This is a genomic window from Microlunatus sagamiharensis, assembly GCF_900105785.1.
Lineage (GTDB): Bacteria > Actinomycetota > Actinomycetes > Propionibacteriales > Propionibacteriaceae > Microlunatus > Microlunatus sagamiharensis.
Genome location: NZ_LT629799.1, coordinates 4,361,752 through 4,383,422 on the forward strand (window position 1 = coordinate 4,361,752; position 21,671 = coordinate 4,383,422).

The following is a 21,671-nucleotide window of genomic DNA, read 5'->3' on the forward strand; positions in this document are numbered from 1 at the left end:
CAGCAGCGCCGTGGTGCCGGCGAGGGGAGTCATGATGACCGGCACTGTCGCAGCCAGCCCGGGCAGCACCAGCCTCCTGCGGCGTCTGGAGACCGCGCTGGCCCCGGACGGCGGCGTCGCCGGCCGGCGGGCCCTCGTCGCCGCCGTGGCCGCGGCCGTGGTCGTCCCCGCGCTGCTCGTCGTGCTCAACGTTCTCCTCGTCCCGGTCACCGGGGCCTGGTTCGTCGGCCTGGTCGCCGGCCTCGTGCTCGACCTCCTCGCCGGCACGTTCGCCCTCGGCGTGGTGTCGCACCGGCTGACCATGCGCAAGCTCCGCGAGCAGCAGCGGGCCGTCCGCTCGGTCGAGCTGCGCACCCGTGCGGTGGAGGAGCGGGCCGCGCACGTCGAGAGCGCGCTCTACCCCGACGGCGCCCGGCGTCCGGTAACCGCCTCGCTGGCGACGCCGCAGGACCTGGCCGCCGCCAGTCGCAGCCTCGGCGACCGGCTGCAGGCCACGCAGAACCTCTTCGCCCTCGTGAGCCCGCGCGGCCCGGTGCCCCCGCTCACCGGCTTCGTCGCGTCACCGGACGTCCTGCTGCTGCTCGTGCAGAAGTTCCTCACGCTGCGGCCCTTCCTGACGCTCGAGTGCGGCAGCGGCACCTCGACGCTGTTCCTCGCCCTGGCCGCGCAGCAGCACGGCGTCGAGGGCCGCATCGTGTCGCTGGAGAGCGACCTCGCCTACGCCGAGGGCACGCGGGCGCTGCTCGCCGAGCACGGCGTGGCCCACCTGGCGGAGGTCCGGCACGCGCCGCTGGCCCCTACCGGTCTGCCCGACCACGACGCGCCCTGGTACGACCGGGCCGCGCTCGAGGACCTCCACGACGTCGGGCTCGCGTTCGTCGACGGCCCGCCCGGGAAGACGGGCCCGCAGGCCCGCTACCCCTTCGTCCCGCTGCTGGCCGACCGCCTCGCGCCGCGCTGCGTGATCGTCATGGACGACGCGAACCGCCGCGAGGAGCGTGGCGTCACCGAGCGCTGGCTGCCCCGCCTGGAGGGCTTCAGCCACCGCTTCCTCGAGCTGACCCGCGGCGCGGGCCTCTTCGAGCGGGGTCTCTGACCGAGCTGCGTCAGCCGAGCGTGGCGCGGACCTTGCGCTTGCCCCCGGGCAGGCGCAGCTCGCCGAGCCGCCGGCGCCGGACGAAGCGGCGGCGAGTGCCGTCCTCGACCGTGGCGAGGTGCTCGATGACGGCCGGCCGGTGACCGGCCAGCAGCTCGGGCTGCATCGCGTACGCGACCGCGGTCACGAGGCCGGGCAGGTCCACCACCGGCGGCGCCTCGCCCTCGGGCGCGCTGGTCCAGGAGCGCAGGTCCGGCACGAGCGCCTGCACGAGCGTGGCTCCGATGCGGCGCGGGTCGGAGAAGGGCGCCAGGCGCTTGAGGACCACGTCCGTGTCGAGCTGGGCGGCGCGGATCCCGTACGCCGCCTGCGCCACGACCAGGTCGGGCGCGGCCGAGCCGACGACGAACCGCACGGCGCCGGTCGCCAGCCACTGCTCGGCCGGGCTCTGGTCGTCGACCACCGTGAGGTCGGCGCGCACCTGCGCGGCGGCCTTCTCCAGCTGGCGCCGGACCCGCGGTCGCGTCCTCGGATCGAGGAGGAGCACCATCCGGGAGTGGCCGGCCTCCGCGCACCGCTGCACCAGCGCGACCAGCAGGTCGGTCTGGCGGTCGGCGTCCAGGGCGTCGTCCCAGCGCGCCGCGCTCCCGAGCACGAGCGTCGTCGGGTCGACGACCCGGCCGCCGTCGGGCAGCAGGGCGGCGGGCAGGGTGGCCGCGAGCGCGCGGAGGTCGTCCAGCGGGACGGGTGCGGCCGGGACGTGACGCTCCGCCAGCAGCAGCGGGGTGAGCCCCGGGACGATGTCGAGGTGGAGGACGCGGGAGACCAGCCGCGCGAACCGGCCGCGCACGAGGTCGGGCGTCGGGCCGTACGCGTCGCCGTCCACCGCGACGAGGGTGATGCTCACCTCGAGCAGCCGGCGGGCGAGCGCCCGGCCCGCCTCGAGCGAGGCGCTGCCCACCACGAGCTCGACCGGGGAGTCCTCGACCCGGCCGTCGCCGCCGAGGAGCTCGTCGAGCACGACGACCCGCTCGACGAAGCCCAGCTGCTCGGCCGTGCGTCGTGCGGCGCGCGACCCGGTGCCGGTCCCGACGACCAGCACCAGCGGTCCGGCGACCGGCAGCGAACCGGCGCGCCACGCCGCGGCCATGACCAGCACCTCGTGCGGGGAGGTGGCGACGAGGTAGCAGCGGGTGCTCACGCCTGCGAACGTAGGGGCCGAACCGGGCCGCAGGTGTCGTCGCCGGGAGCGCCCGGTGGACGGCGCGTGAACTCCTGGAGCCGCGCCACGGCCCGACCCGGTCGTCTGGGCCACTCCTTGCGTTCATCCGCTGTTGCCACAGACGATTCACAGGTGACAGCCCGGGCGGCTTGGATCCTGCCCACGGGGCCCGTACGGGGCCTCGCCGAGCAGCTGGACGGGTGGGAGCGGTCGTGACGGCAGGGACGCGTAGGCGATGGGCACGGGGGACGGCGGCGGTCGCCGTCACCGCGCTGGTGGGGACGGGGCTGAGCCTCGCCGCGCCGGGAGCGGCAGAGGCCAGGCCGCCGGTGAAGGACAGCCGGCCGACCCCCAGCCGGGTGGTCACCACTCCCACGCTGCAGGCGAGGGCGACGCTCTCGGCCGACTACTCGGCCCCGGGCCCGGACTCGGGCGCGCTCGCCACGCCGAACGGCCCGGTCAACGGCCGCACCGGCCCCTTCCGCGGGCAGGTCGTGCCGGGCTTCTCGGGCGTCGTCGCGAACGGGGACGGGACCTTCTGGGCGATGCCCGACAACGGGTTCGGCTCCAAGGCCAACTCGGCCGACTTCCTGCTGCGGGTCTACGAGGTCGCCCCCGACTTCGAGACCGGCCGCCGTGGGGGCGGGTCGGGCACGATCGACGTCGAGCGGTTCATCTCGCTGCGCGACCCCGACCACAAGATCAAGACCAAGATCGTCAACGAGGACACCACCGACCGGCTGCTGACCGGCGCCGACTTCGACATCGAGTCGATCGTGCGCCAGCCCGACGGCACCTTCTGGATCGGCGAGGAGTTCGGGCCCTACCTGCTGCACGTCAGCAAGAGCGGCAAGCTCCTGTCCGCGCCGGTGCCCTTCGTCGGCGGCAAGTCGCCCGACAACCCGACGCTCGCCGCGGGGGAGACCCCGGCGATCGGCAGCAGCCGCGGCTTCGAGGCGATGGCCGGCTCGAAGGACGGGCGCTACCTCTACCCGATCCTCGAGGGCGCGCTGAACGCCGACGCCGACAAGCGGCGCCGCCTGGTCTACGAGTTCGACACCAAGAAGCAGCGCTACACCGGCACGACCTGGGCGTACGAGACCGACACCGACGCGAACTTCGTCGGCGACGCCCACCTGGTCGGGCCCAAGAAGCTCGTCGTGCTCGAGCGTGACAACTTCGACGGTGCGCAGGCCGTGACCAAGCGCGTCTACGACGTCGACCTCAACCGGCGCGAGAACGGCTTCGCGCGCAAGCGGCTCAAGGTGGACCTGCTGCAGATCGCCAACCCCGAGCGGATCGGCACCACGACGTCGCCGGGGGCGTACGGGGTGGGCGCGAACTTCTCCTTCGCCTTCCAGTCGACCGAGACGGTCGTGCCGCTGAGCGGCGGGCGCTACCTCTTCGCCAACGACAACAACTACCCGGGCAACGCCGCGCGCTACCCGGGCCGCCCCGACGACACCGAGATGATCATCGTCGGCTTCCCGAAGGTGCGCACCGACGCCCCGGCGAACCGGCTCATCGGCCACCGCGGCGCCAGCGGCTACCGGCCCGAGCACACCCTCGCCAGCTACGAGCTCGCGATCCGCCAGTGCGCCGACTACATCGAGCCCGACGTCGTCCCCACGAAGGACGGCAAGCTCGTGGCCCGCCACGAGCCGAACATCACCGACACCACCGACGTGAGCACGCACCCCGAGTTCGCGGACCGCAAGACCACCAAGACCATCGACGGCTCCACCCAGACCGGTTGGTTCACCGAGGACTTCACGCTGGCCGAGCTGCGCACGCTCAGGACGAAGGAGCGGCTGCCGCAGCTGCGCACCGACAACACGGCGTTCGACGGTCTCTACCCGATCCCGACCCTGGACGAGGTCTTCGACCTGGCCCTGCACTCGCGCACCTGCGCCGGCAAGCCGGTCGGCGTCGCGCCCGAGACCAAGCACCCGACCTACTTCGCCTCGATCGGCCTCCCGACCGACGCCGCGCTGCTCAAGGAGCTCAAGGCGCACGGCTGGACGAAGAAGTCGGACCCGGTCGTCATCCAGAGCTTCGAGACGACGAACCTCAAGTCCCTGGCCAAGAAGTCCAGGCTCCCCCTGATCCAGCTCGTCGACTGCTCCGGGGCGCCGTACGACCTCAAGGCCGCCGGCGAGGCCACGACGTACGCCGACCTCGTCACGCCGGCCGGGCTGCGCGGCATCAAGCGCTACGCCGACCAGGTGGCGCTGTGCAAGGACCGGATGATCCCGCGCGACGCCGACGGCCGGCTGCTCGCGCCGACCACGGCCATCTCCGACGCCCACCGCGTGGGCCTGCGGGTGACGGGCTGGACCTTCCGGCGCGAGAACCAGTTCCTGCCGCTGCAGTTCCGCAGCAGCACCGTCGCGGCGGAGGTCGGTGACCTCGACGGCGAGATCAACGCCTTCCTCGACGCGGGCATGGACGACTTCTTCACCGACAACCCCGACGTCGGCCAGGAGGCCCGCTCCTAGGCCGCTGCCGACGCGCTGCGCACGACGGACGGCCGTCGCCCCTCACCGGGGCGGCGGCCGTCCTGCGTCTGCGGCGTCTGCTGGGATGGGCCCATGAACCTCGTCATCGGCCACCGCGGTGCCAGCGGCTACCGTCCCGAGCACACGCTCCTCGCCTACGAGCTGGCGATCGAGCAGGGGGCCGACGTCATCGAGCCCGACGTGGTGCCCACCGCCGACGGGCAGCTCGTGGTGCGCCACGAGAGCGCGATCACGGCGACGACCGACGTCGCCGACCACCCCGAGTTCGCCGGGCGCCGGACGACGAAGTCCATCGACGGCCGCGAGATCACGGGGTGGTTCACCGAGGACTTCACCCTCGCCGAGCTCCGCACGCTGCGGGCCGTGGAGCCGATGCCGGCGCTGCGCCCGCAGAACACGCCGTTCGACGGCCAGCCGATCTGCACGCTCGACGAGGTGCTCGACCTCGCGCGCCGCTCCCGGACCCGCGACGGGCGCCCGGTCGGCGTCGCCCCGGAGACCAAGCACCCGACGTACTTCCGCTCCCTCGGGCTCGGGGTGGAGGAGCCCCTGCTCGAGGCCCTCGCCGCGCACGGCTGGACGCGCGCCGACGACCCCGTCGTCATCCAGAGCTTCGAGGTCGGCAACCTGCGCCGGCTCGCCACGATGACCGACCTGCCGCTGATCCAGCTCGCCCACGTCAGCGGAGCGCCCTTCGACCTCCAGAGCGAGGGCGACCCCCGCACGTACGCCGACCTCGTCAGCCCGACGGGGCTGGCCGAGATCAAGACGTACGCCGACCAGCTCGGCCTGCACAAGGACCTCATGATCCCGCGCGACGCGGACGGGCGGCTCCTCGAGCCGAGCCCGGTGCTGGCGGACGCCCACGAGGCCGGGCTGCGGGTGACGGGGTGGACCTTCCGCCGCGAGAACCGGTTCCTCCCGCTGCAGCACCGCCGCGGCGAGACGCCCGACGCGCCCGGCGACCTCGGTGCGGAGATCACGGCGTTCCTCGCGGCGGGCATGGACGACTTCTTCACCGACAACCCCGACGTCGGCGTCGCCACGCGTGCCGCCTTCCTCGGCTGATCCGCCGGCTGGTCCGAGCGGAGGCCGGCGCCCGACGTTCGTCGCCTGGGGTTCGTCCGGCGTTCACGTTGCTCTGGCACGTTCCTGGGGTGACTGAGCACCAGGTGCTGGGCCCGGCGAGCGCCGGGTGGAGCGACTACGTCGGCACGGCCGCGGCGGAGGACGCCGTCGCCACGCTGGGCTCGCCGAGCCTCTACGAGCTGGCCGGCGTCGACCGCGAGCGATGGACCATCCTCGGCATCGACATCGCCGTGGACGCCACCACGTCGGTGACCGTGTACGCGTTCGACCGCCAGTCCTCCGGGCTGGTCAGCGTCGACGAGATCGAGCGCCTCGGCTGGGAGTCCGGCCAGATCCCCGTGTCGGCCTTCCCCGTGAGCGCCGACCGGGTCGACGCCTTCATCGAGGACGCCTTCAAGCGGCTCTCCATCCGCCTGGTCGCCCGCACCGTGCGCGACCAGGCGCTCGTCGTCCACGACTGAGCAGGGCCGCTCCCGGCCCCGGCCCGGACCCCGCCCTCCGGGCGTGCGGACCCTGCGCGCACTGTGGGGGGTCAGGGCCACCAGGCCTGGCCGAGGAGGCCTGATGACCGGAACCGTCGTCCTGATCGTGATCGTCGTGGTGGTGCTGATCGCCGTCGCGGTGCTCGTCCCGCTGCTGAGACGCAGGGGCAGGACGCGGGGCGCCAGCGCCTCGGCCAGGCTGCCCGCGCTCGGTCAGATGGGCGCCAACCCCAACGCCGCCCCGAAGGACCACAACCGCACCCCGGCCGACCCGCCGGCCCCGCCCGTCTGAGCCGGCTCGGCGCAGACTGATCGCCTGAAACAGATCGCCTCAGACAGATCGGCCCCGACCGTCCGCGGTCGGGGCCGATCTTCGTCCTGGGGCGGTCGCGCCCCCTATGGCGTCGGGTCGGGCGCGGGCCCGCGGTCGACCCGGGTGATCCGGGCCTCGCCCGCCCGGCGCCGCAGCGTGATCCGGTCGATCTCGCTGTAGGCCTCGTTGGTCCCGGGCAGCGCGTCGGCGAGGGTGCGGACCGTGAACGTCGTCTGGTGGCCCTGCCGCGCCGGCTTCACGTCGATCGCGAGGAAGGCGTACGCGTCGTAGCGCACCTGCGACCACTCGACGACCTCCGGCACCTTGGTGCCCTGCAGGTAGCCCGACGCGTTCTTGGCCGAGCCCTCGGCCGACCAGTAGTAGCTGTTGACCACGTTCTCGGTGTTGTTCTCGGTGGTGTTGGCACCACCGGCCGGGGAGTAGCCGCGGTAGCGCTGCCCCTCGGGCAGCAGCTGCGCACCGGTCGGGGTGACGCCCTCGGGGGCCGGTGCGTCCGGACCCGGGGCCGGACGGAACGGGTAGCGCGGTCGGCCGCCGCTGCCGACGCAGATGTAGGTGACGCCGTCGGTCGGCGGGTGCAGGACCGAGCCGTCGGGTGCGCTGCGGGTCCGCCTGCCGTAGCGGATCGGGTCGGTGCGCTCGAGCAGGTGGTTGTGCCCCTGCACGACGAGGTCGACCTGGTAGCGGGTGAAGAGCGGGTCCAGCGCGTCGCGCAGCCCGCCGTCGGAGGCGTGGTTGTTCGTCGTCGAGTAGGCGCAGTGGTGGAAGAACGCGACGACGAAGTCGATGCCGTGGGCCTCGTCGGGGTCGGTGCGCCAGCGCTTCAGCGTCCGCTCGAGCCAGGCCAGCTGGGCGCCCTCGGAGTAGCCCCGGTTCGTCTGGATCTCGTTGCTCAGCTCGTTCGCGTCGACCGAGATCACCGCCACGTTGCCGTAGACGAACTGGTAGACCGACGGGCAGCCCTTCGGCCCGTTGGTCGGCAGGTCGAGGCGGTCGAGGTGGCCGCCGTAGCCGTGGGTGGGGCTGTCCCCGAGCTGGCGCGTGTTGCCGTAGAGCGGCTCCATGTCGTGGTTGCCGGTAGCGAACATCCAGGGGGTGAAGGCGGCCTGGCTCTCGATCTGGTTGAGGAAGACGTCCCACACGTACGGGTTGTAGGGGTTCGTGCCGGGCGCGGACGTCCCAAGGGGGGTGTGGGAGTCGTCGGCCGGCAGGCCGCTGCCGCCCGGGTCGGCGTAGCAGATGTCCCCGGCGAGCAGCGTGAACACCGGCCGCTGCGAGGCCATCAGGTTCGTCTGCGTCGCGGCCGGGTGCGGGTCGCGCCCGCTCGTCCCGGCGACGGGGTCGCCCGCGGCGTAGTAGTTGTTGTCGAAGACGCCGTTCGGCCAGGTGCCGCCCGCGTCGGTGACGACCTTCGGGTCCTGCCCCCAGGCGTACTTCGGGTCGGTCGGGGCGTTGTTGGTGCCGACGTCGGCGAAGGCGGTGAAGGTGAACTCGTCGGGCACCTCGCTGGCGTGGTTCCGTCGGCCGCGCGCCGGCTTGGGAGCCGTGGTGAAGTACGCCGTCCCGCTCGTCGCGCCGTCCGACAGCCGCAGGCGGTAGTGGTGGACCTGGTCGGCCCGCAGGTGGTCGAGCACGGCCTTGGCGTAGAACTGGCTGCCGACCGGGCCGCCGGGGATCGCGTACTGGCCGACGAGGTGGACGATCTCGGCCTCGTAGCGCTGGCCGTAGCGTCCGGGCTCCGTGCCCACGTCGACGAAGCAGCGCAGCCCCGACGGCAGCGAGCCGGTCCGGCTGACCAGCTGGGCGGTGATCGCCATGGCGTTGTCCGGCCGGCCGTGCCGGCCCTCGACGAACGAGAGGTGGCGCCCCGAGATCACCGTCCCGGACGTCCCGGCCGTCCCTCCGCCCGCGGCGAACGCCGCGTTCGCCAGGCCGAACTGGGCGGCGGCGTACCCGCCGGCCCCGGCCATCACGGCCTTCAGGACGCTGCGGCGGCTGACCGACTGCCGGGCCAGCTCGCGTGCGTTCCACTCGGTGTACTCGTCGATGGTGACGGGCTGTCCGCCCTGCTCCAGGAGGCTCACGGTTCTCGATCCTCGTCCCGAGGGGCATCAAGAATCATCGAACGGCTATGCAACGGTGGGTGAACGTTCGGGGTCGGTGCGGGCGTGGGAGGCTGCCCGGGTGGTGGGGCAGACGATGGTCCGGCAGGTCGTGGCGCTGGGCGGCGGCGGGTTCGGCGAGGGCGTGGACGCCGACCGCGGGCTGGAGGACACGCTGCTCGGGCTGACCGGGCGCGACGAGCCGCGCGTCTGCTTCGTTCCGACGGCGAGCGGCGACGCGGACGCGTACGTCGAGAAGGTGGGCGACGCGCTCGTCGGACGGGCGCGGTTCAGCGTGCTGCGCCTCTTCGCCCGCGAGGTCGTCGACCTCGACGCCTTCCTCGCCGAGCAGGACCTCGTCTACGTCGGCGGCGGCAGCACGGTGAACCTGCTCGCGGTCTGGCGCGCCCACGGCCTCGACGCGGCGCTGCGCCGGGCCTACGAGCGCGGGGTCGTGATGTCCGGGGTGAGCGCGGGCGCGAACTGCTGGTTCGAGCGGTGCACGACCGACTCCTGGCGCGTGGGCAACGCCGACGGCCTGCGCGACGGCCTCGGCTGGCTGAGCGGCGGCTTCTGCCCGCACTACCGCTCCGAGCCCGCGCGGCGCCCGCAGCTGCACGGGCTGGTCACCTCCGGCTTCGGCGAGACGTACGCCGTCGACGACGGCTGCGCGCTGCACCTCGTCGACGAGCAGCTGGTCGGTCCGCTGGCCTCCCGTCCGGACGCCCGCGCCGTGCTCGTGCGCCGGGGTGAGGACGGCGAGGTCGTCGAGGACCGCCTCTAGCCGCCGAGCAGGTCCTGGACCGTCAGCTCCCGGTCGACGTAGGGCAGCGTCACCGCGTCCTCGGGCCCGAGGACCCGGACCCTGGCGTAGCCGTGGGCCGACGGGCCCTCGTGGACGTGCAACGCGTCGCGAGCAAGGACCCAGTAGTGGGCGACCCCGCCCTCGGCGTACACGGCCGCCTTGGAGGTGAGGTCGGCGCGCAGGGTCGCGTCGCTGACCTCGACGACCAGCAGCACGTCGGCGGGGTCGTAGGTGGCGTAACCCCGGACGGATCCCACCGGCTCGGCGCCGCTGCGCAGCACCCAGGCGTCGGGGTCGGGCATCGATCGCGGCATCGGCAGAGTCCGTGTCGTCACGACGATGCCGTCTGCGTGGAGCAGCCGAGCCATCCTGGCGGTCGCGTCCCCGTGCCAACCCTGGATCGGGCCCAAGTCCCACACCTCTCCGTCGACGAGCTGGACGCGGTGACGGTCGGCGAACGCGCCCGCCTCCCAGGCGTCGACGAACTCCTCGGCGGTCCAGCGCAGGACCGGGAGCTCTGCAGCCGTCATGACTCGATGGTCCCACGCGACCGCTCGAACTTCGAGGGGTCGCGCGAGCCCTCACGCCTGGGGCCGGTGCCGCTCCAACGCGTGCACGGAACCGTCACCCGTCAGGTGCGCGACGAGGAACTCGCCGGTCACCAGGGTGGTCGGCGCGATCTCGAGGGTCTCGAGGATGTGGGGGAGGACGGGCCGGTGCACGCAGATCGCGGTCGGGCGACCGGCGGTCAGGGCGCTCGTGCGGACGCGCCGGACGATCTTGGACACGCCCTTGGCGTCGTGCGTGCCCTCCTCCTCGGTCAGCCCGGGGTAGGTCATGATCTTGTGCTTGGTCGCGCCCGCGTACGGCTGCAGGGTCGAGAGGCAGCGCACCGCGGTGGAGGAGACCAGCCGCTCCACGCCGTATGCCTGGAGCATCGGCACGAGCAGCTTGGCCTGGCGCCGGCCGAGCGCGTTGATCGGGCGGGCGACGTCCTTCTTGGACCAGTCCTTGCGGTCCATCGCCTTGGCGTGGCGCACGATCACCAGCGGCGTCGTGACGGGCTGCTCGAGGTGCTGGCTGAGCAGGAAGTGGTCGGCGGCGTACGACAGCCGGCTGAGCGCCGCGCGGACGGGGAGCCAGGCGACGACGTCGACCTCGTGGTCGGGCGCGCGCTTGACGCTCGCCGTCGCCGTGGCGCCCCAGTAGCTGACGCGCTTGATGCCGCTGAGCACCTTGCCGTGCTTCGACAGGTCGGGCCGCGCGGGCTTGGTGAGGTCGTAGGACACCGTGTCGAGCGGGACGCCGAGGCGGATCGACACCCCGGTCTCCTCGAGCACCTCGCGCACCGCGGCTGCGGGCACCGACTCGCCCGCCTCGGCCTTCCCCTTGGGCAGCGACCAGTCGTCGTAGCGCTTGCGGTGCACGACGACGACCTCGGTGCCCCGGGTCGGGTGCTCACGGGTCACGACGGCGCCGCCCGCCAGCACCGGCTTGGCGGGGATGACCTGGACGCCGCCCTGACGCATCACGGAGATGGTCACGGGCGCGATTACTTGGCGGTGAGCCGGCGCCGGCTCTTGGCGTTGATCAACCACTCCTGCATGTCGAGCAGCGGCTTGCCCTCGTCGTCGGTGGTGAAGGCCACCCACGTGCCGTCGGGCTGCAGCTTCCACGACGCCGTGCCCTTGTCGAAGGCGATGTCGAAGAGCTCGCCGATCTCGGCCACGTGCGCCGGGGCGTTGATCGACGCCAGCACCTCCACGCGGCGGTCGAGGTTGCGGTGCATGAGGTCGGAGGAGCCGATCCCCACCGACGGCTGCCCGCCGTTGGCGAACCAGAAGAGCCGGCTGTGCTCGAGGAAGCGCCCGAGGATGCTGCGCACCCGGATGTTCTCGCTCAGCCCCGGCTGGCCGGGGCGCATCGTGCAGATGCCGCGCACCCACAGGTCGACCGGCACGCCGCTCTGCGACGCGCGGTAGAGCGCGTCGCTCACCTCCTCGTCGACGAGGGAGTTGACCTTGATCCGCACGTACGCCGGCCGCCCGGCCTCGTGGTGGGCGATCTCGGTCTCGATGCGCTCGATCAGCCCGGTGCGGACGCCGTGCGGGGCGACGAGGAGGCGCTTGTACGACGTCTCCTGGCTCATCCCGGACAGGTGGTTGAACAGCCGCCCGATGTCGTCGGTGATGATCGTGTTGGCCGTCAGCAGGCCCATGTCCTCGTACGTGCGCGCGGTCTTGGGGTTGTAGTTCCCGGTGCCGACGTGCGCGTAGCGGCGCAGCCCGTCCGGCTCGTCGCGGACGACGAGCGAGAGCTTGCAGTGGGTCTTGAGCCCGACGACGCCGTAGACGACGTGCACGCCGTGGCGCTCCAGCCGGCGCGCCCACGCGATGTTCGCCTGCTCGTCGAAGCGGGCCTTGATCTCGACCAGGGCGAGCACCTGCTTGCCGGCCTCGGCCGCCTCGATCAGGGCGTCGATGATCGGGGAGTCGCCCGAGGTGCGGTAGAGCGTCTGCTTGATCGCCAGCACCTGCGGGTCGTCCGCGGCCTGCTCGATGAAGCGCTGCACGCTCGTGGCGAAGGAGTCGTACGGGTGGTGCAGCAGCACGTCGCGCTGCTTGATCGCGGCGAACATGTCGGCCGGCTTGGCCGTCTCCACCTCCGCCAGGTGCGGGTGGGTCGTCGGCAGGAAGGCCGGGTACTTGAGGTCGGCGCGGTCGAGGTCGGCCAGCGAGAAGAGCCCGCGCAGGTCGAGCGGGTCGGGCAGCGCGAAGACCTCGCGCTCGCTGATGTCGAGCTCGGAGACCAGGATCTCCAGCATCCGCGGGTCCATGTCGGCCTCGACCTCGAGGCGCACCGGCGGGCGGCCGACCTTGCGGCGCAGCAGCTCCTTCTCCAGCGCGAGGAGCAGGTTCTCCGCGTCGTCCTCCTCGACCTCCACGTCCTCGTTGCGGGTGACGCGGAAGACGTGGTGGCTCACGACCTGCATGCCGCTGAAGAGCTGGTCGAGGTGGCGGGCGATGACGTCCTCGAGCGGGACGAAGCGGCCCTCGTCGAGCGGCAGGAAACGGGGCAGCACCGTCGGGACCTTGACTCGGGCGAACTGCCGCAGGCCGGTCTCGGGGTTCTTGACCAGCACGGCCAGGTTGATCGACAGCCCAGAGATGTAGGGGAAGGGGTGCGACGGGTCGACCGCGAGCGGGGTCAGGACCGGGAAGATGCGCTCCGCGAAGAGCACGTGCATGCGCTCCCGCTCGTCGGGGCGCAGCTCGTCCCAGCGCAGGATCTCGATGCCCTCGGCGGCCAGGGCCGGGCGGATCTCCTCGCCGAAGATGCGCGCCTGCTCCTCGACCAGCTCACGGGTCCGGTTGAGGATCGCGCTGTGCACGTCGCGCGGGAGCAGCCCGCTCACGCCGGGCACGGCCACCCCGGCCGCGATGCGCCGCTTGAGCCCGGCCACGCGGACCATGAAGAACTCGTCCAGGTTCGAGGAGAAGATCGCCAGGAACTTGGCGCGCTCGAGCAGCGGCACCCGCACCGTGTCGCGGGCGAGGTCGAGGACCCGGTTGTTGAAGGCCAGCCACGACAGCTCCCGGTCGAGGAACCGGTCGGCCGGCAGCTCGGGCTCCGGGAGCCCGTCCAGCAGGCTCAGGTCGGCCCCGTCGGTGTTGGTGGTGCCACCGTCGGTCTCCAGGCTGGGGACCGCCGCGTCGACCACGTCCATCACACTCCTCAGGCTCGGGACGGCTGATGCTACTCAGATGAGGTGAACGACCCGTGGGACCGTTCCAGGGGCGGTGCGGCCGGCCTCAGGAGCCGTCGGCGGACGGTCCGGCGTACATCACGTCCCGGCTCGACTCGGTGAACCCGTACGCGGTGTAGAGCCCGACGGGCCCGGCCTGGTCGGCCTCGACGTAGAGCTCGACGGTCTCGTCCCCGGCCTCGCGCAGGTGGGCGAGCCCGGTGAGCAGCAGCGCCTTGGCCAGCCCGCGGCCCTGGGCGTCGGGGTCCACGCCCAGCACGTAGACCTCGCCGAGGCCGGCCTCGCCGAGCGCGTCGTGCTGCTTGGTCCAGTGGAAGCCGAGGACGGGCGCCCCGGGGGCGGCGTCGTCGGCGGCGCGGGCGAGGAAGAAGCCGGCCGGGTCGAACCAGGGCTCGGCGGTGCGCTCGGCGAGGTCCTCGCGGTCCATCGAGCCCTGCTCGGGGTGGTGCGCGAAGGCGCGGGCGTTGACCTGCAGCCAGGCGTCGTCGTCCGCGCCCGGCACGAAGGTCGACACGACGAACCCGTCCGGCAGCACCGGCGCGGGCAGGTCGGCGAGCGGGCGCGTCATGACGAGCAGGACGCGGGCGGGGACGAGCCCCGTGCGCGCGGCGAGCCCACCCGCGGCCGGGGTGTTCCCGAGCGCCCACACCCGCAGCCGTACGCCCAGCCGGCTCGCCTCCTGAAGCAGCGCGGCGACGAGGAGCCCTCCCGTCCCCCGGCGCCGGTGCGCCGGGTGCACGACGAGCTGGCCGGTGCCGTCGTCGGCGAGCTGGGCGTAGCCGAGCGCCTCGCCGGCGCGGGCGGCGACCAGGTGCCGCGTGCCGCCGCGGTGCGGGTGGCGCAGGGCCAGCACGCCGGCCTCGTTGAGGGCCGGGACGCCGTCGGTGCGCGCGGCCTCCTCGAGCAGGTCCTCGACCTGGGCGAGCAGCTCCCGACCCGGGTCGTGGTCGATCTGCACGTCGTCCTCGCCGGTGGTCACGCCTCCGACGCTATCGGGCGCATCCGACGGGGGCGTCGTCGCTCGCGCCTATCCTGACCGCCGTGGCACAGGCAGGTGGAGGACGCGGGGGAGCGGGTCGCGCGACGACCGAGCTCGAGGCGCAGGTCGCGGGCGCGCAGCGCAGGTCGCTGTTCGTCTCGCTCGGCACGCTGCTGTCGACGGCTGCGCTCGTCCTGGGCCTGCTCGCGCTGAGCGCGGCCTACACCGGCGCCTCGGACACGACGTCGGTCCCGTGGATCGTCACCCTGATGGCCGCCGCGGCGGCGATGGGCCTGCTCTGCGTGGTGCAGCTGCGCCTGTGGAACCTGTCCTGGCGCCGCTGGCTCGAAGGCGTCGCCACCGAGCGCGTCGAGCGGATCTCGTGGGTGCTGCACGTCGTCTCGTACGCGGTCGTCGTCGTCGGGATCCTCGCCGGCATCGCCGCGAGCCACGACGTCGGCTTCGCCGGCGGCGTCAGCAACTGGGCGACCCTCGCCCTGGTCCCGCTCATCGCCGCCCAGGTGCTCGGCGCGGTGAACTTCGTGCGTCGCGACGGCCCGCCCGGGACCATCCCGACGCACCTGCGCCGCCTCTTCGCCCGCATCGAGCGGGCGCGGCACGAGGATTGATCGCTCCTCGGCGTCGCCGGGCGTCGAGAGGCTCAGCCCGCGTTGACGCGGGCGCCCTCGCGGCCGGACTCGTCGGCCTGGGTGACGAAGCGGTAGCCGACGTTGCGCACGGTGCCGATGACGGACTCGTACTCGGGGCCGAGCTTGGCGCGGAGGCGCCGCACGTGCACGTCCACGGTCCGAGTGCCGCCGTAGTAGTCGTAGCCCCAGACGTCGCTCAGCAGCTGCTGGCGGCTGAAGACGCGGCCGGGGTGCTGCGCGAGGTACTTGAGCAGCTCGAACTCGGTGTAGGTGAGGTCGAGCTGGACCCCGTTGAGCTTGGCGCTGTAGCCGGCCTCGTCGATGACGATGTTGCCGCTCTGGATCAGCGGGTCGACCCCGGTCTGCGCGACCGGCGTCATGGCCAGGCGGATCCGGACGTCGACCTCGGCCGGGCCGGCGGTGGCCAGCAGCAGGTCGTCGAAGCCCCAGTCCGCGCTCAGCGCGGCCAGGCCGCCCTCGCTCGCGATGACCAGGAGCGGCGCCTCCTTGCCCGTCGTCTCGATCAGGCGGCACAGCGACCGTGCACCGGCGAGGTCGCGGCGCGCGTCCAGCAGGATCAGGTCCGCGGCGGGGGCGTCGAGCAGCGCCGTCGCCTCGGCCTGGGCCACCTTCACCTGGTGGGGCAGCAGCTCGAGCGCGGGCAGGATCTCCGCAGACGCGTGCATGTCGTTGGTCAGCAGGAGCAGTGTGGCCATGAGGGTCTCCTCGACGGTCGGGCCGCACCCGTCGGCCTGGGTCGAGAGGCCGACGGACCGCACCGGGACCGATGCAGCGTTGTCTCGGTGCTGGGCGGGAGAATATCCCAGTGGCTGAGGTGACCCTGAACTTCTGGGCCGGGGCCCGTGCTGCCGCCGGCACCCCCTCCGAGAGCGTCGAGGCGTCGACCGTGGCGCAGGCGCTCGAGGTCGTCCTCGACCGTCACGCCGACGACCGCTTCACGCGTGTGGTCAGGGCAAGCAGCCTCCTGGTCGACGGGGTGAGCGTGTCCGGCGACGCCCTCGGACGGCCGCTCGAGGGGCGGTGCACGATCGAGGTCCTGCCCCCGTTCGCGGGTGGGTGAGCGGGTCCTCGGCCCTCGCGGAGGTGGCCGGCAGGCGTACGGGATGTGAACGACTTCACGCGATCAGACGTCGGATCCACGCTCAGCGTCTCGCATGCCGGACGCAGGTCTCGCTCATCGGGACGCCCACTCACGCCCCGGCGGGCTCTCGTCGTACGGTTGCTGCCATGACGAACACGGGTGCGCTGCCGCTCGTCCGCCGCCGCGCGGTCGACCACGGCCGAATGCGCTCGTCGCTCTGTCGGGCCTGATCCCGGTGCCCTGACCGGCCCGTCGTCCGCAGCGTCCTCGCTGCCGTCGGGCCCGCGCGCTCCTGCCGCGCACCGCACCCGTACGCCCCCCGCCGCACCTCCGGGTCCCGCGTCCCAACGCGCCCGACCCGGGCACCGCAACCCGCACAGCCGCAACCGCAACAGGAGATCGCTCATGAGCACGTCTGAAGTCCTCGTCGACGCCGACTGGGTCGCCGAGCACGCGTCCGACAGCAACGTCGTCCTGGTCGAGGTCGACGAGGACACCACCGCCTACGACGGCGGCCACATCGAGGGCGCCATCAAGCTGGACTGGAAGAAGGACCTCCAGGACCCGGTGCGGCGCGACTTCGTCAACCGCGAGCAGTTCGGTGCGCTGCTGTCCGAGCGCGGCGTCTCCAACGACGACACGGTCGTCCTCTACGGCGGCAACAACAACTGGTTCGCCGCGTACGCGTACTGGTACTTCAAGCTCTACGGCCACGGCGACGTCAAGCTCCTCGACGGCGGCCGCAAGAAGTGGGAGCTCGACGCCCGCCCGCTGTCCAGCGAGACCGTCACGCGTCCCGCGACGCAGTACGAGGCCGGCGAGCCCGACCTCTCGATCCGCGCGTTCCGCGACGAGGTCGTCTCGGCGATCGGCAGCGACGCGCTGGTCGACGTGCGGAGCCCCGACGAGTTCGCCGGCCGTCTGCTCGCCCCGGCCCACCTCCCGCAGGAGCAGGCGCAGCGCGGCGGGCACATCCCGACCGCGGTCAACGTCCCGTGGAGCAAGGCGGCCAACGACGACGGCACCTTCAAGTCGGCCGACGACCTGAAGAAGCTCTACGGCGACGCCGGCCTCGACTTCGGCAGCGACATCATCGCCTACTGCCGCATCGGTGAGCGCAGCGCGCACACCTGGTTCGTGCTGCACGAGATCCTCGGCCAGGGCAACGTCAAGAACTACGACGGCTCCTGGACCGAGTACGGCTCCCTCGTGGGGGTCCCGGTCGCCGTGGGCGACGAGCCCGGCTCGGTCTAGCAGCAGCCTGAGCCCCCGGACCAACCCCTTCCAGAACGAGGTCATCACCATGTGCGGTTCCACCAAGGGCGGCCTGAGCATCGCCGGCGTCGACACGTCGAAGGAGGCGGTCATCCAGGGCCGCGTCCTGCGCGACGGCGAGCCGGTCGGCAACGCGTACGTCCGTCTGCTCGACCCGTCGGGCGAGTTCACCGCCGAGGTCCCGACCTCGGCGACCGGGCACTTCCGGTTCTTCGCCCACGACGGCCGCTGGACCCTGCGCACGCTCGCGCCGGGAGCCAAGGCCGACCGCCAGGTCGTCGCCACGGTGGGTTCGGTGGCCGAGGTCGACGTGGAGCTCACCGCCGCCTGAGGCCGCTGCTCCACGAGCTCGGCGTCCTCGGACGGCGAGCAGGAGCACGCTCACTGAGCCTGTGGAAGGGCCTCGGTCACCTGACGGTGGCCGGGGCCCTTCGTCGTCCTCCCTCTAGCCCGCCGAGTCGAGCAGCAGCGTGACCGGGCCGTCGTTGACCAGGGACATCTGCATGTCGGCGCCGAAGATCCCCGTCTCGACGTGCGCCCCGCGGGTCCGCAGCGCGCCGACGAAGGCGTCGACGAGGGGTTCGCTGACCGGCCTCGGCGCCGCCGCGTTCCACGAGGGCCGGCGTCCCTTGCGGGTGTCGGCGTAGAGGGTGAACTGGCTGACGACCAGCACCGGGGCCGACTCGTCGGCCGCGGAGCGCTCGCCGGCCAGGATCCGCAGCGTCCAGACCTTGTCGGCCAGCCGCTCGGCGTCCGCCGCCGTGTCGTCGTGGGTCACCCCGACGAGGACGACGAGGCCGGGGGAGGGCAGCGAACCCACCACCGCGCCCTCCACGGAGACGCTGCCCGACGACGCCCGCTGCACCACGACCCGCACAGGCCGACCCTAGCGATCAGCCCTCGTCGCGGCGCGCGACGATGGTCGGGTGCCCGACGCCCCTCGTCCCCTGATGGTCAAGATCACCTGCGGCGCCGAGGCGCCCGAGCGGGCCAACCAGGCCTGGACCGTCGCGGCGACCGCACTCGCGGCGGGCGCCGAGGTCGGCGTGTGGCTGACGGGCGAGGCGGTGTGGTTCGCGACCCGCGACGCCCAGCCCGACCTCGGCCTGGAGCACGCGACCGCCGTGGCCGACCTGGTCGCACCCCTGGTCGAGACCGGCGCCGTCGTCGTCTGCACCCAGTGCGCCGCCCGCCGTGGGCTCACCCAGGCCGACCTGCAGGACGGGACCCGCATCGCCGGGGCGGCGACGTTCGTCGAGCGGGTCCTGCAGCCCGACGTCCAAGCCCTGGTCTACTGACGTCGTCCCGGTCGGACGCCGACGACTGCGTGGCCCTTCGACAGGCTCAGGGGGCGTACGAGGCTCAGAGAACGTCAGCCAGCCCGAGCGCCACGGCCAGCTCGTCGGCCGTGACCGCGCCGGGCTGCTGCCCGCGGGCCGCCGCCTGCCGGACGAGCGTGGCCAGGCGCGCGTTGAACGGGGCCTCGGTGCCGTGGGCGTGCGCGATCCGCGCGACCTCGCCGTTGAGGTAGTCGGTCTCGACGTTGCCGGTGCCGCGCTGGAGGGATTGCCAGGTCGAGCCTCCGACGTCGTCGGGGACGCCCGGCACGTGGTGCATCGTGAAGGCGGCCGCGCGGGCCGCGCTCTCTTCGGCGTCGGGGGTGACCTCGATGCCCGCCGCGTCGAGGACCGTCCGTGCCTCCGCCTCGAGCGCCGCGGCCAGCCGACCCGAGCCGCCCTTCGGGCCGACGAGCGCCTGGAGGCCGTTGCCGAGGTTGGAGATCAGCTTGCGGTACTTCCACGGCATCACGTCGGCGGGCAGCGGGACGTCGAAGTTCGCGGCCTCGAGGTCGCCCGCCACCTCCTGCAGCAGCGCATGGTCCCGCCCCTGCGGCACCGAGCCGAGGTGCAGCATCCCGGACTTCGGCCCACCCCGGATGATCACCTCGCCGGGCACGAGGTGCACCGACGGGAGCCAGAGGCAGACGCCGACGACGCGGGCGAAGTACCGCAGCGCGATCGCCTCGGAGGCGACCCCGTTCAGGGCCATCAGGGCCGGCAGCCGCGACCCGGCGGTGCCCGTCTCCCGGCCGTCCGCGTCCCGGACGGGTGCGTCGGCCCAGGCCGGCAGCGCCGCCTCGACCTGCTGGGTCTTGGTCGCGAGGACGAGCACGTCGTCCTCGGTCAGCGTCAGCTCGTCGGGCCCGCCGACGGCGGGCACGCGGAGCGTCACGTCCTCGTCGGGCGTACGCAGGCGCAGCCCGTCGCGCCGCAGCGCGTCCAGGTGCGCGCCGCGGGCGACGAGGACGACGTCGCGGCCGGCCTGGTGGAGCCGGCCGCCGATCGACCCTCCGATCGCCCCGGCCCCGATGATCACGTAGCGCTTCGGCACCGGGCCACGCTAGTCGTCCGTCGGGGACGGCCCGGCCCCCGCCCCGATACCCTGGACGAGTGCCGTTCGAGATCCCTGATGGGCTGAACCCCTCCGTCAACCGCCTGGCCTGGCTCGTGGGCCGCTGGGAGGGGACGGGCAAGGGCGTCTACCCGGGCGTCGAGGAGTTCGACTTCGGCCAGCAGGTCGACTTCGCCCACAACGGCGGCGACTTCCTGCACTACCTCTCGCAGACCTTCGAGGTGGACGCCGACGGCAAGGCCGTCCGTCCGCTGTCGATGGAGACCGGCTTCTGGCGCCCCCAGGCCGACGACAACCTCGAGGTCGTCATGTGCCACCCCACCGGGGTCGCCGAGGTCTGGTACGGCAAGATCACCGGCGCCAAGATCGAGCTGACCACCGACGCCGTCGTGCGCACGCCGACCGCCGAGGAGTACACCGCCGGTCAGCGTCTCTACGGGCTCGTCGAGGGCGACCTGCTCTGGACCCTCGACAAGGCCTCCGGTGGCCACCCGCTGCAGAACCACCTCTGGGCGCGCCTGCGCCGGGTCTGAGCCTGCGGCGCGGGAAGAATCCGTGCCTCCGGGGCGCTGACGCACGTATGAGCGACGAGCGTCAGCCCAGCCCCGTGGTGGCCGAGGAAGGCCGCGACGCCGGGGTCGCGTGGCACTACGGCGACCCGGTGCGTGAGCAGCGGGCGCTCGAGCGCGGGACGGGCCGCGTCGATCTGTCGCACCGCGGCGTGCTGCGGGTGACCGGGCCCGACCGGCTGACCTGGCTGCACTCGCTGACCACGCAGCACCTCCTCGGCCTGGCGCCGGGGCAGGGCACGACGACGCTCGTGCTCTCCCCGCAGGGCCACGTCGAGCACGCCCTGCACGGCGTCGACGACGGCACCACGTTCTGGGCCCACACCGAGCCGGGCGCGGCGGCCGCGGCCGCCGCCTGGCTCGACTCGATGCGGTTCATGATGCGGGTCGAGGTCGCCGACGTGAGCGACGAGGTCGCCGTGGTCTGGAGCGCCGACCCGACGGCGACCCACGACGCCGCGTTCGCCGTACGCCGCGCCGCAGACTCGCTGGGCGGCGCCGAGCTGCTGGTGCCCCGCGCGCGGCTCGACGAGGTGCTGACCGGTCCGCTCGCCGGCACCTGGGCGTTCGAGGCGCTGCGTATCGCCGCCGGCGTGCCCAGGGTCGGGGTCGACACCGACCACCGCACCATCCCGAACGAGGCCGGGCTGCTCGGCGTTGCGGTGCACCTCGACAAGGGCTGCTACCGCGGCCAGGAGACCGTCGCCCGCGTGCACACGCTCGGTCGCCCGCCGCGGCGCCTCGTGCTGCTGCTCCTCGACGGCAGCGCCGAGCGGCTGCCGGAGGTGGGCTCGGCGCTCACCCTGGATGGCCGGGCGGTCGGCTTCGTCGGCAGCGCAGCCCGCCACCACGAGCTCGGGGCGGTCGCCCTCGGGCTGGTGAAGCGCAACGTGGCGGTCGACGCCACCCTGCTGGCCGACGGCATCGCCGCGGCGCAGGAGGTGCTGGTCGACCCCGAGGTCGGGCTGCACGTGCGCCCCCGGCTCACCGTCTGAGCAGGCCGCCTAGGAACCCCTCGTCCTACCCACGTAACGTGTTCGGTACACGTCGTCGTCGAAGGGAGTCAGCATGGGTATCGGGGACAAGATCTCGAACAAGGCGGAGGAGCTCGGCGGCAAGGTCAAGGAAGCCGCCGGCGACGCCACTGACAACGAGCGCCTGCAGGCCGAGGGTCAGTCCGACCAGGCCTCGGGCCAGACGAAGCAGGCCGGCGAGAACGTCAAGGACGCCGCCGCCAACGTCAAGGACGCCTTCAAGTAGCACCGGCTC

General features: G+C 73.1%; 23 protein-coding genes. 14 read left to right on the forward strand and 9 right to left on the reverse strand.

Translation table 11 applies throughout. From position 1 onward, the window contains the following. Positions 1-34: 34 nt before the first annotated feature. Positions 35-1,096: a class I SAM-dependent methyltransferase gene (locus tag BLU42_RS20185; protein WP_157720115.1), complete on the forward strand. Its 1,062-nt coding sequence runs from the start codon at positions 35-37 to the stop codon at positions 1,094-1,096. 10 nt (positions 1,097-1,106) lie between these two features. Here BLU42_RS20185 and BLU42_RS20190 read toward each other — a convergent pair whose 3' ends face one another. Continuing rightward, positions 1,107-2,297, reverse strand: a complete 1,191-nt coding sequence (locus tag BLU42_RS20190; RefSeq protein WP_091078821.1) for a hypothetical protein — start codon at positions 2,295-2,297, stop codon at positions 1,107-1,109. Between the two features lie 380 nt (positions 2,298-2,677). Between BLU42_RS20190 and BLU42_RS20195 the strand changes: the two genes are divergently transcribed. The 4 genes from BLU42_RS20195 (at position 2,678) to BLU42_RS20210 (ending at position 6,700) form a co-directional block, all read left to right on the forward strand. Further along, entirely contained in the window at positions 2,678-4,816 is a 2,139-nt protein-coding gene (locus tag BLU42_RS20195; protein ID WP_197680543.1) for an esterase-like activity of phytase family protein, read from the forward strand. A 93-nt stretch (positions 4,817-4,909) separates the two neighbouring features. Then, positions 4,910-5,905, forward strand: a complete 996-nt coding sequence (locus BLU42_RS20200; RefSeq protein ID WP_091078825.1) for a glycerophosphodiester phosphodiesterase — start codon at positions 4,910-4,912, stop codon at positions 5,903-5,905. Between the two features lie 89 nt (positions 5,906-5,994). After that, positions 5,995-6,387 (forward strand): hypothetical protein, encoded by a 393-nt coding sequence (locus BLU42_RS20205; protein WP_091078829.1) that lies wholly within the window; start codon positions 5,995-5,997, stop codon positions 6,385-6,387. Positions 6,388-6,490: 103 nt separating this feature from the next. Continuing rightward, on the forward strand, positions 6,491-6,700 hold the full coding sequence (locus BLU42_RS20210) for a hypothetical protein (protein WP_091078832.1): 210 nt from the start codon (positions 6,491-6,493) through the stop codon (positions 6,698-6,700). Between the two features lie 104 nt (positions 6,701-6,804). Here the strand turns inward: BLU42_RS20210 and BLU42_RS20215 are convergent, their stop codons facing one another. Beyond that, positions 6,805-8,826, reverse strand: a complete 2,022-nt coding sequence (locus BLU42_RS20215; RefSeq protein WP_197680544.1) for a metallophosphoesterase — start codon at positions 8,824-8,826, stop codon at positions 6,805-6,807. A 100-nt stretch (positions 8,827-8,926) separates the two neighbouring features. Between BLU42_RS20215 and BLU42_RS20220 the strand changes: the two genes are divergently transcribed. Next, the gene (locus BLU42_RS20220; RefSeq protein WP_231918358.1) at positions 8,927-9,628 is read left to right on the forward strand and encodes a Type 1 glutamine amidotransferase-like domain-containing protein; all 702 of its coding nucleotides are present in this window, start codon (positions 8,927-8,929) and stop codon (positions 9,626-9,628) included. Here the strand turns inward: BLU42_RS20220 and BLU42_RS20225 are convergent. The 4 genes from BLU42_RS20225 to mshD form a co-directional block, all read right to left on the reverse strand. After that, on the reverse strand, positions 9,625-10,179 hold the full coding sequence (locus BLU42_RS20225) for a Uma2 family endonuclease (RefSeq protein ID WP_091078835.1): 555 nt from the start codon (positions 10,177-10,179) through the stop codon (positions 9,625-9,627). The genes BLU42_RS20220 and BLU42_RS20225 overlap by 4 nt on opposite strands. 51 nt (positions 10,180-10,230) lie before the next feature. Next, the gene (locus tag BLU42_RS20230) at positions 10,231-11,193 is read right to left on the reverse strand and encodes an NUDIX hydrolase (protein WP_091078838.1); all 963 of its coding nucleotides are present in this window, start codon (positions 11,191-11,193) and stop codon (positions 10,231-10,233) included. 8 nt (positions 11,194-11,201) lie between these two features. Next, positions 11,202-13,376 (reverse strand): RNA degradosome polyphosphate kinase, encoded by a 2,175-nt coding sequence (locus BLU42_RS20235; protein ID WP_091078842.1) that lies wholly within the window; start codon positions 13,374-13,376, stop codon positions 11,202-11,204. A gap of 85 nt (positions 13,377-13,461) precedes the next feature. Then, the gene (gene mshD, locus BLU42_RS20240; RefSeq protein WP_091078846.1) at positions 13,462-14,394 is read right to left on the reverse strand and encodes a mycothiol synthase; all 933 of its coding nucleotides are present in this window, start codon (positions 14,392-14,394) and stop codon (positions 13,462-13,464) included. Between the two features lie 62 nt (positions 14,395-14,456). Here mshD and BLU42_RS20245 point away from each other — a divergent pair, with 62 nt between their 5' ends. Then, on the forward strand, positions 14,457-15,023 hold the full coding sequence (locus tag BLU42_RS20245) for a hypothetical protein (protein WP_091078849.1): 567 nt from the start codon (positions 14,457-14,459) through the stop codon (positions 15,021-15,023). Between the two features lie 32 nt (positions 15,024-15,055). Here the strand turns inward: BLU42_RS20245 and BLU42_RS20250 are convergent, their stop codons facing one another. After that, entirely contained in the window at positions 15,056-15,760 is a 705-nt protein-coding gene (locus BLU42_RS20250) for a winged helix-turn-helix transcriptional regulator (RefSeq protein WP_091081216.1), read from the reverse strand. Positions 15,761-15,870: 110 nt separating this feature from the next. Between BLU42_RS20250 and BLU42_RS20255 the strand changes: the two genes are divergently transcribed. From BLU42_RS20255 to BLU42_RS20265, 3 genes are all read left to right on the forward strand, one after another. Continuing rightward, the gene (locus BLU42_RS20255) at positions 15,871-16,125 is read left to right on the forward strand and encodes a MoaD/ThiS family protein (protein ID WP_091078852.1); all 255 of its coding nucleotides are present in this window, start codon (positions 15,871-15,873) and stop codon (positions 16,123-16,125) included. A gap of 426 nt (positions 16,126-16,551) precedes the next feature. After that, positions 16,552-17,400 (forward strand): sulfurtransferase, encoded by an 849-nt coding sequence (locus BLU42_RS20260; RefSeq protein WP_091078856.1) that lies wholly within the window; start codon positions 16,552-16,554, stop codon positions 17,398-17,400. A gap of 49 nt (positions 17,401-17,449) precedes the next feature. Further along, positions 17,450-17,752 carry a DUF1416 domain-containing protein gene (locus tag BLU42_RS20265; RefSeq protein WP_091078859.1) on the forward strand — a complete coding sequence of 101 codons (303 nt, stop codon included), beginning with the start codon at positions 17,450-17,452 and terminating at the stop codon, positions 17,750-17,752. 114 nt (positions 17,753-17,866) lie between these two features. Here BLU42_RS20265 and dtd read toward each other — a convergent pair whose 3' ends face one another. Continuing rightward, positions 17,867-18,298: a D-aminoacyl-tRNA deacylase gene (dtd, locus tag BLU42_RS20270; RefSeq protein ID WP_091078863.1), complete on the reverse strand. Its 432-nt coding sequence runs from the start codon at positions 18,296-18,298 to the stop codon at positions 17,867-17,869. Between the two features lie 49 nt (positions 18,299-18,347). Between dtd and BLU42_RS20275 the strand changes: the two genes are divergently transcribed. Next, positions 18,348-18,719, forward strand: a complete 372-nt coding sequence (locus tag BLU42_RS20275) for a DsrE family protein (RefSeq protein WP_231918359.1) — start codon at positions 18,348-18,350, stop codon at positions 18,717-18,719. Positions 18,720-18,783: 64 nt separating this feature from the next. Here BLU42_RS20275 and BLU42_RS20280 read toward each other — a convergent pair whose 3' ends face one another. After that, the gene (locus BLU42_RS20280; RefSeq protein WP_197680545.1) at positions 18,784-19,812 is read right to left on the reverse strand and encodes a ketopantoate reductase family protein; all 1,029 of its coding nucleotides are present in this window, start codon (positions 19,810-19,812) and stop codon (positions 18,784-18,786) included. Positions 19,813-19,871: 59 nt separating this feature from the next. On the opposite strand from BLU42_RS20280, the gene BLU42_RS20285 reads away from it, so the two are divergent. The 3 genes from BLU42_RS20285 to BLU42_RS20295 all read left to right on the forward strand — a co-directional run bounded on the left by BLU42_RS20285 (position 19,872) and on the right by BLU42_RS20295 (position 21,662). Further along, entirely contained in the window at positions 19,872-20,366 is a 495-nt protein-coding gene (locus BLU42_RS20285; protein WP_091078869.1) for an FABP family protein, read from the forward strand. A gap of 47 nt (positions 20,367-20,413) precedes the next feature. Next, positions 20,414-21,397 (forward strand): CAF17-like 4Fe-4S cluster assembly/insertion protein YgfZ, encoded by a 984-nt coding sequence (gene ygfZ / locus BLU42_RS20290; protein ID WP_091078873.1) that lies wholly within the window; start codon positions 20,414-20,416, stop codon positions 21,395-21,397. Positions 21,398-21,470: 73 nt separating this feature from the next. Beyond that, on the forward strand, positions 21,471-21,662 hold the full coding sequence (locus tag BLU42_RS20295; RefSeq protein ID WP_091078878.1) for a CsbD family protein: 192 nt from the start codon (positions 21,471-21,473) through the stop codon (positions 21,660-21,662). Positions 21,663-21,671: the final 9 nt, after the last annotated feature.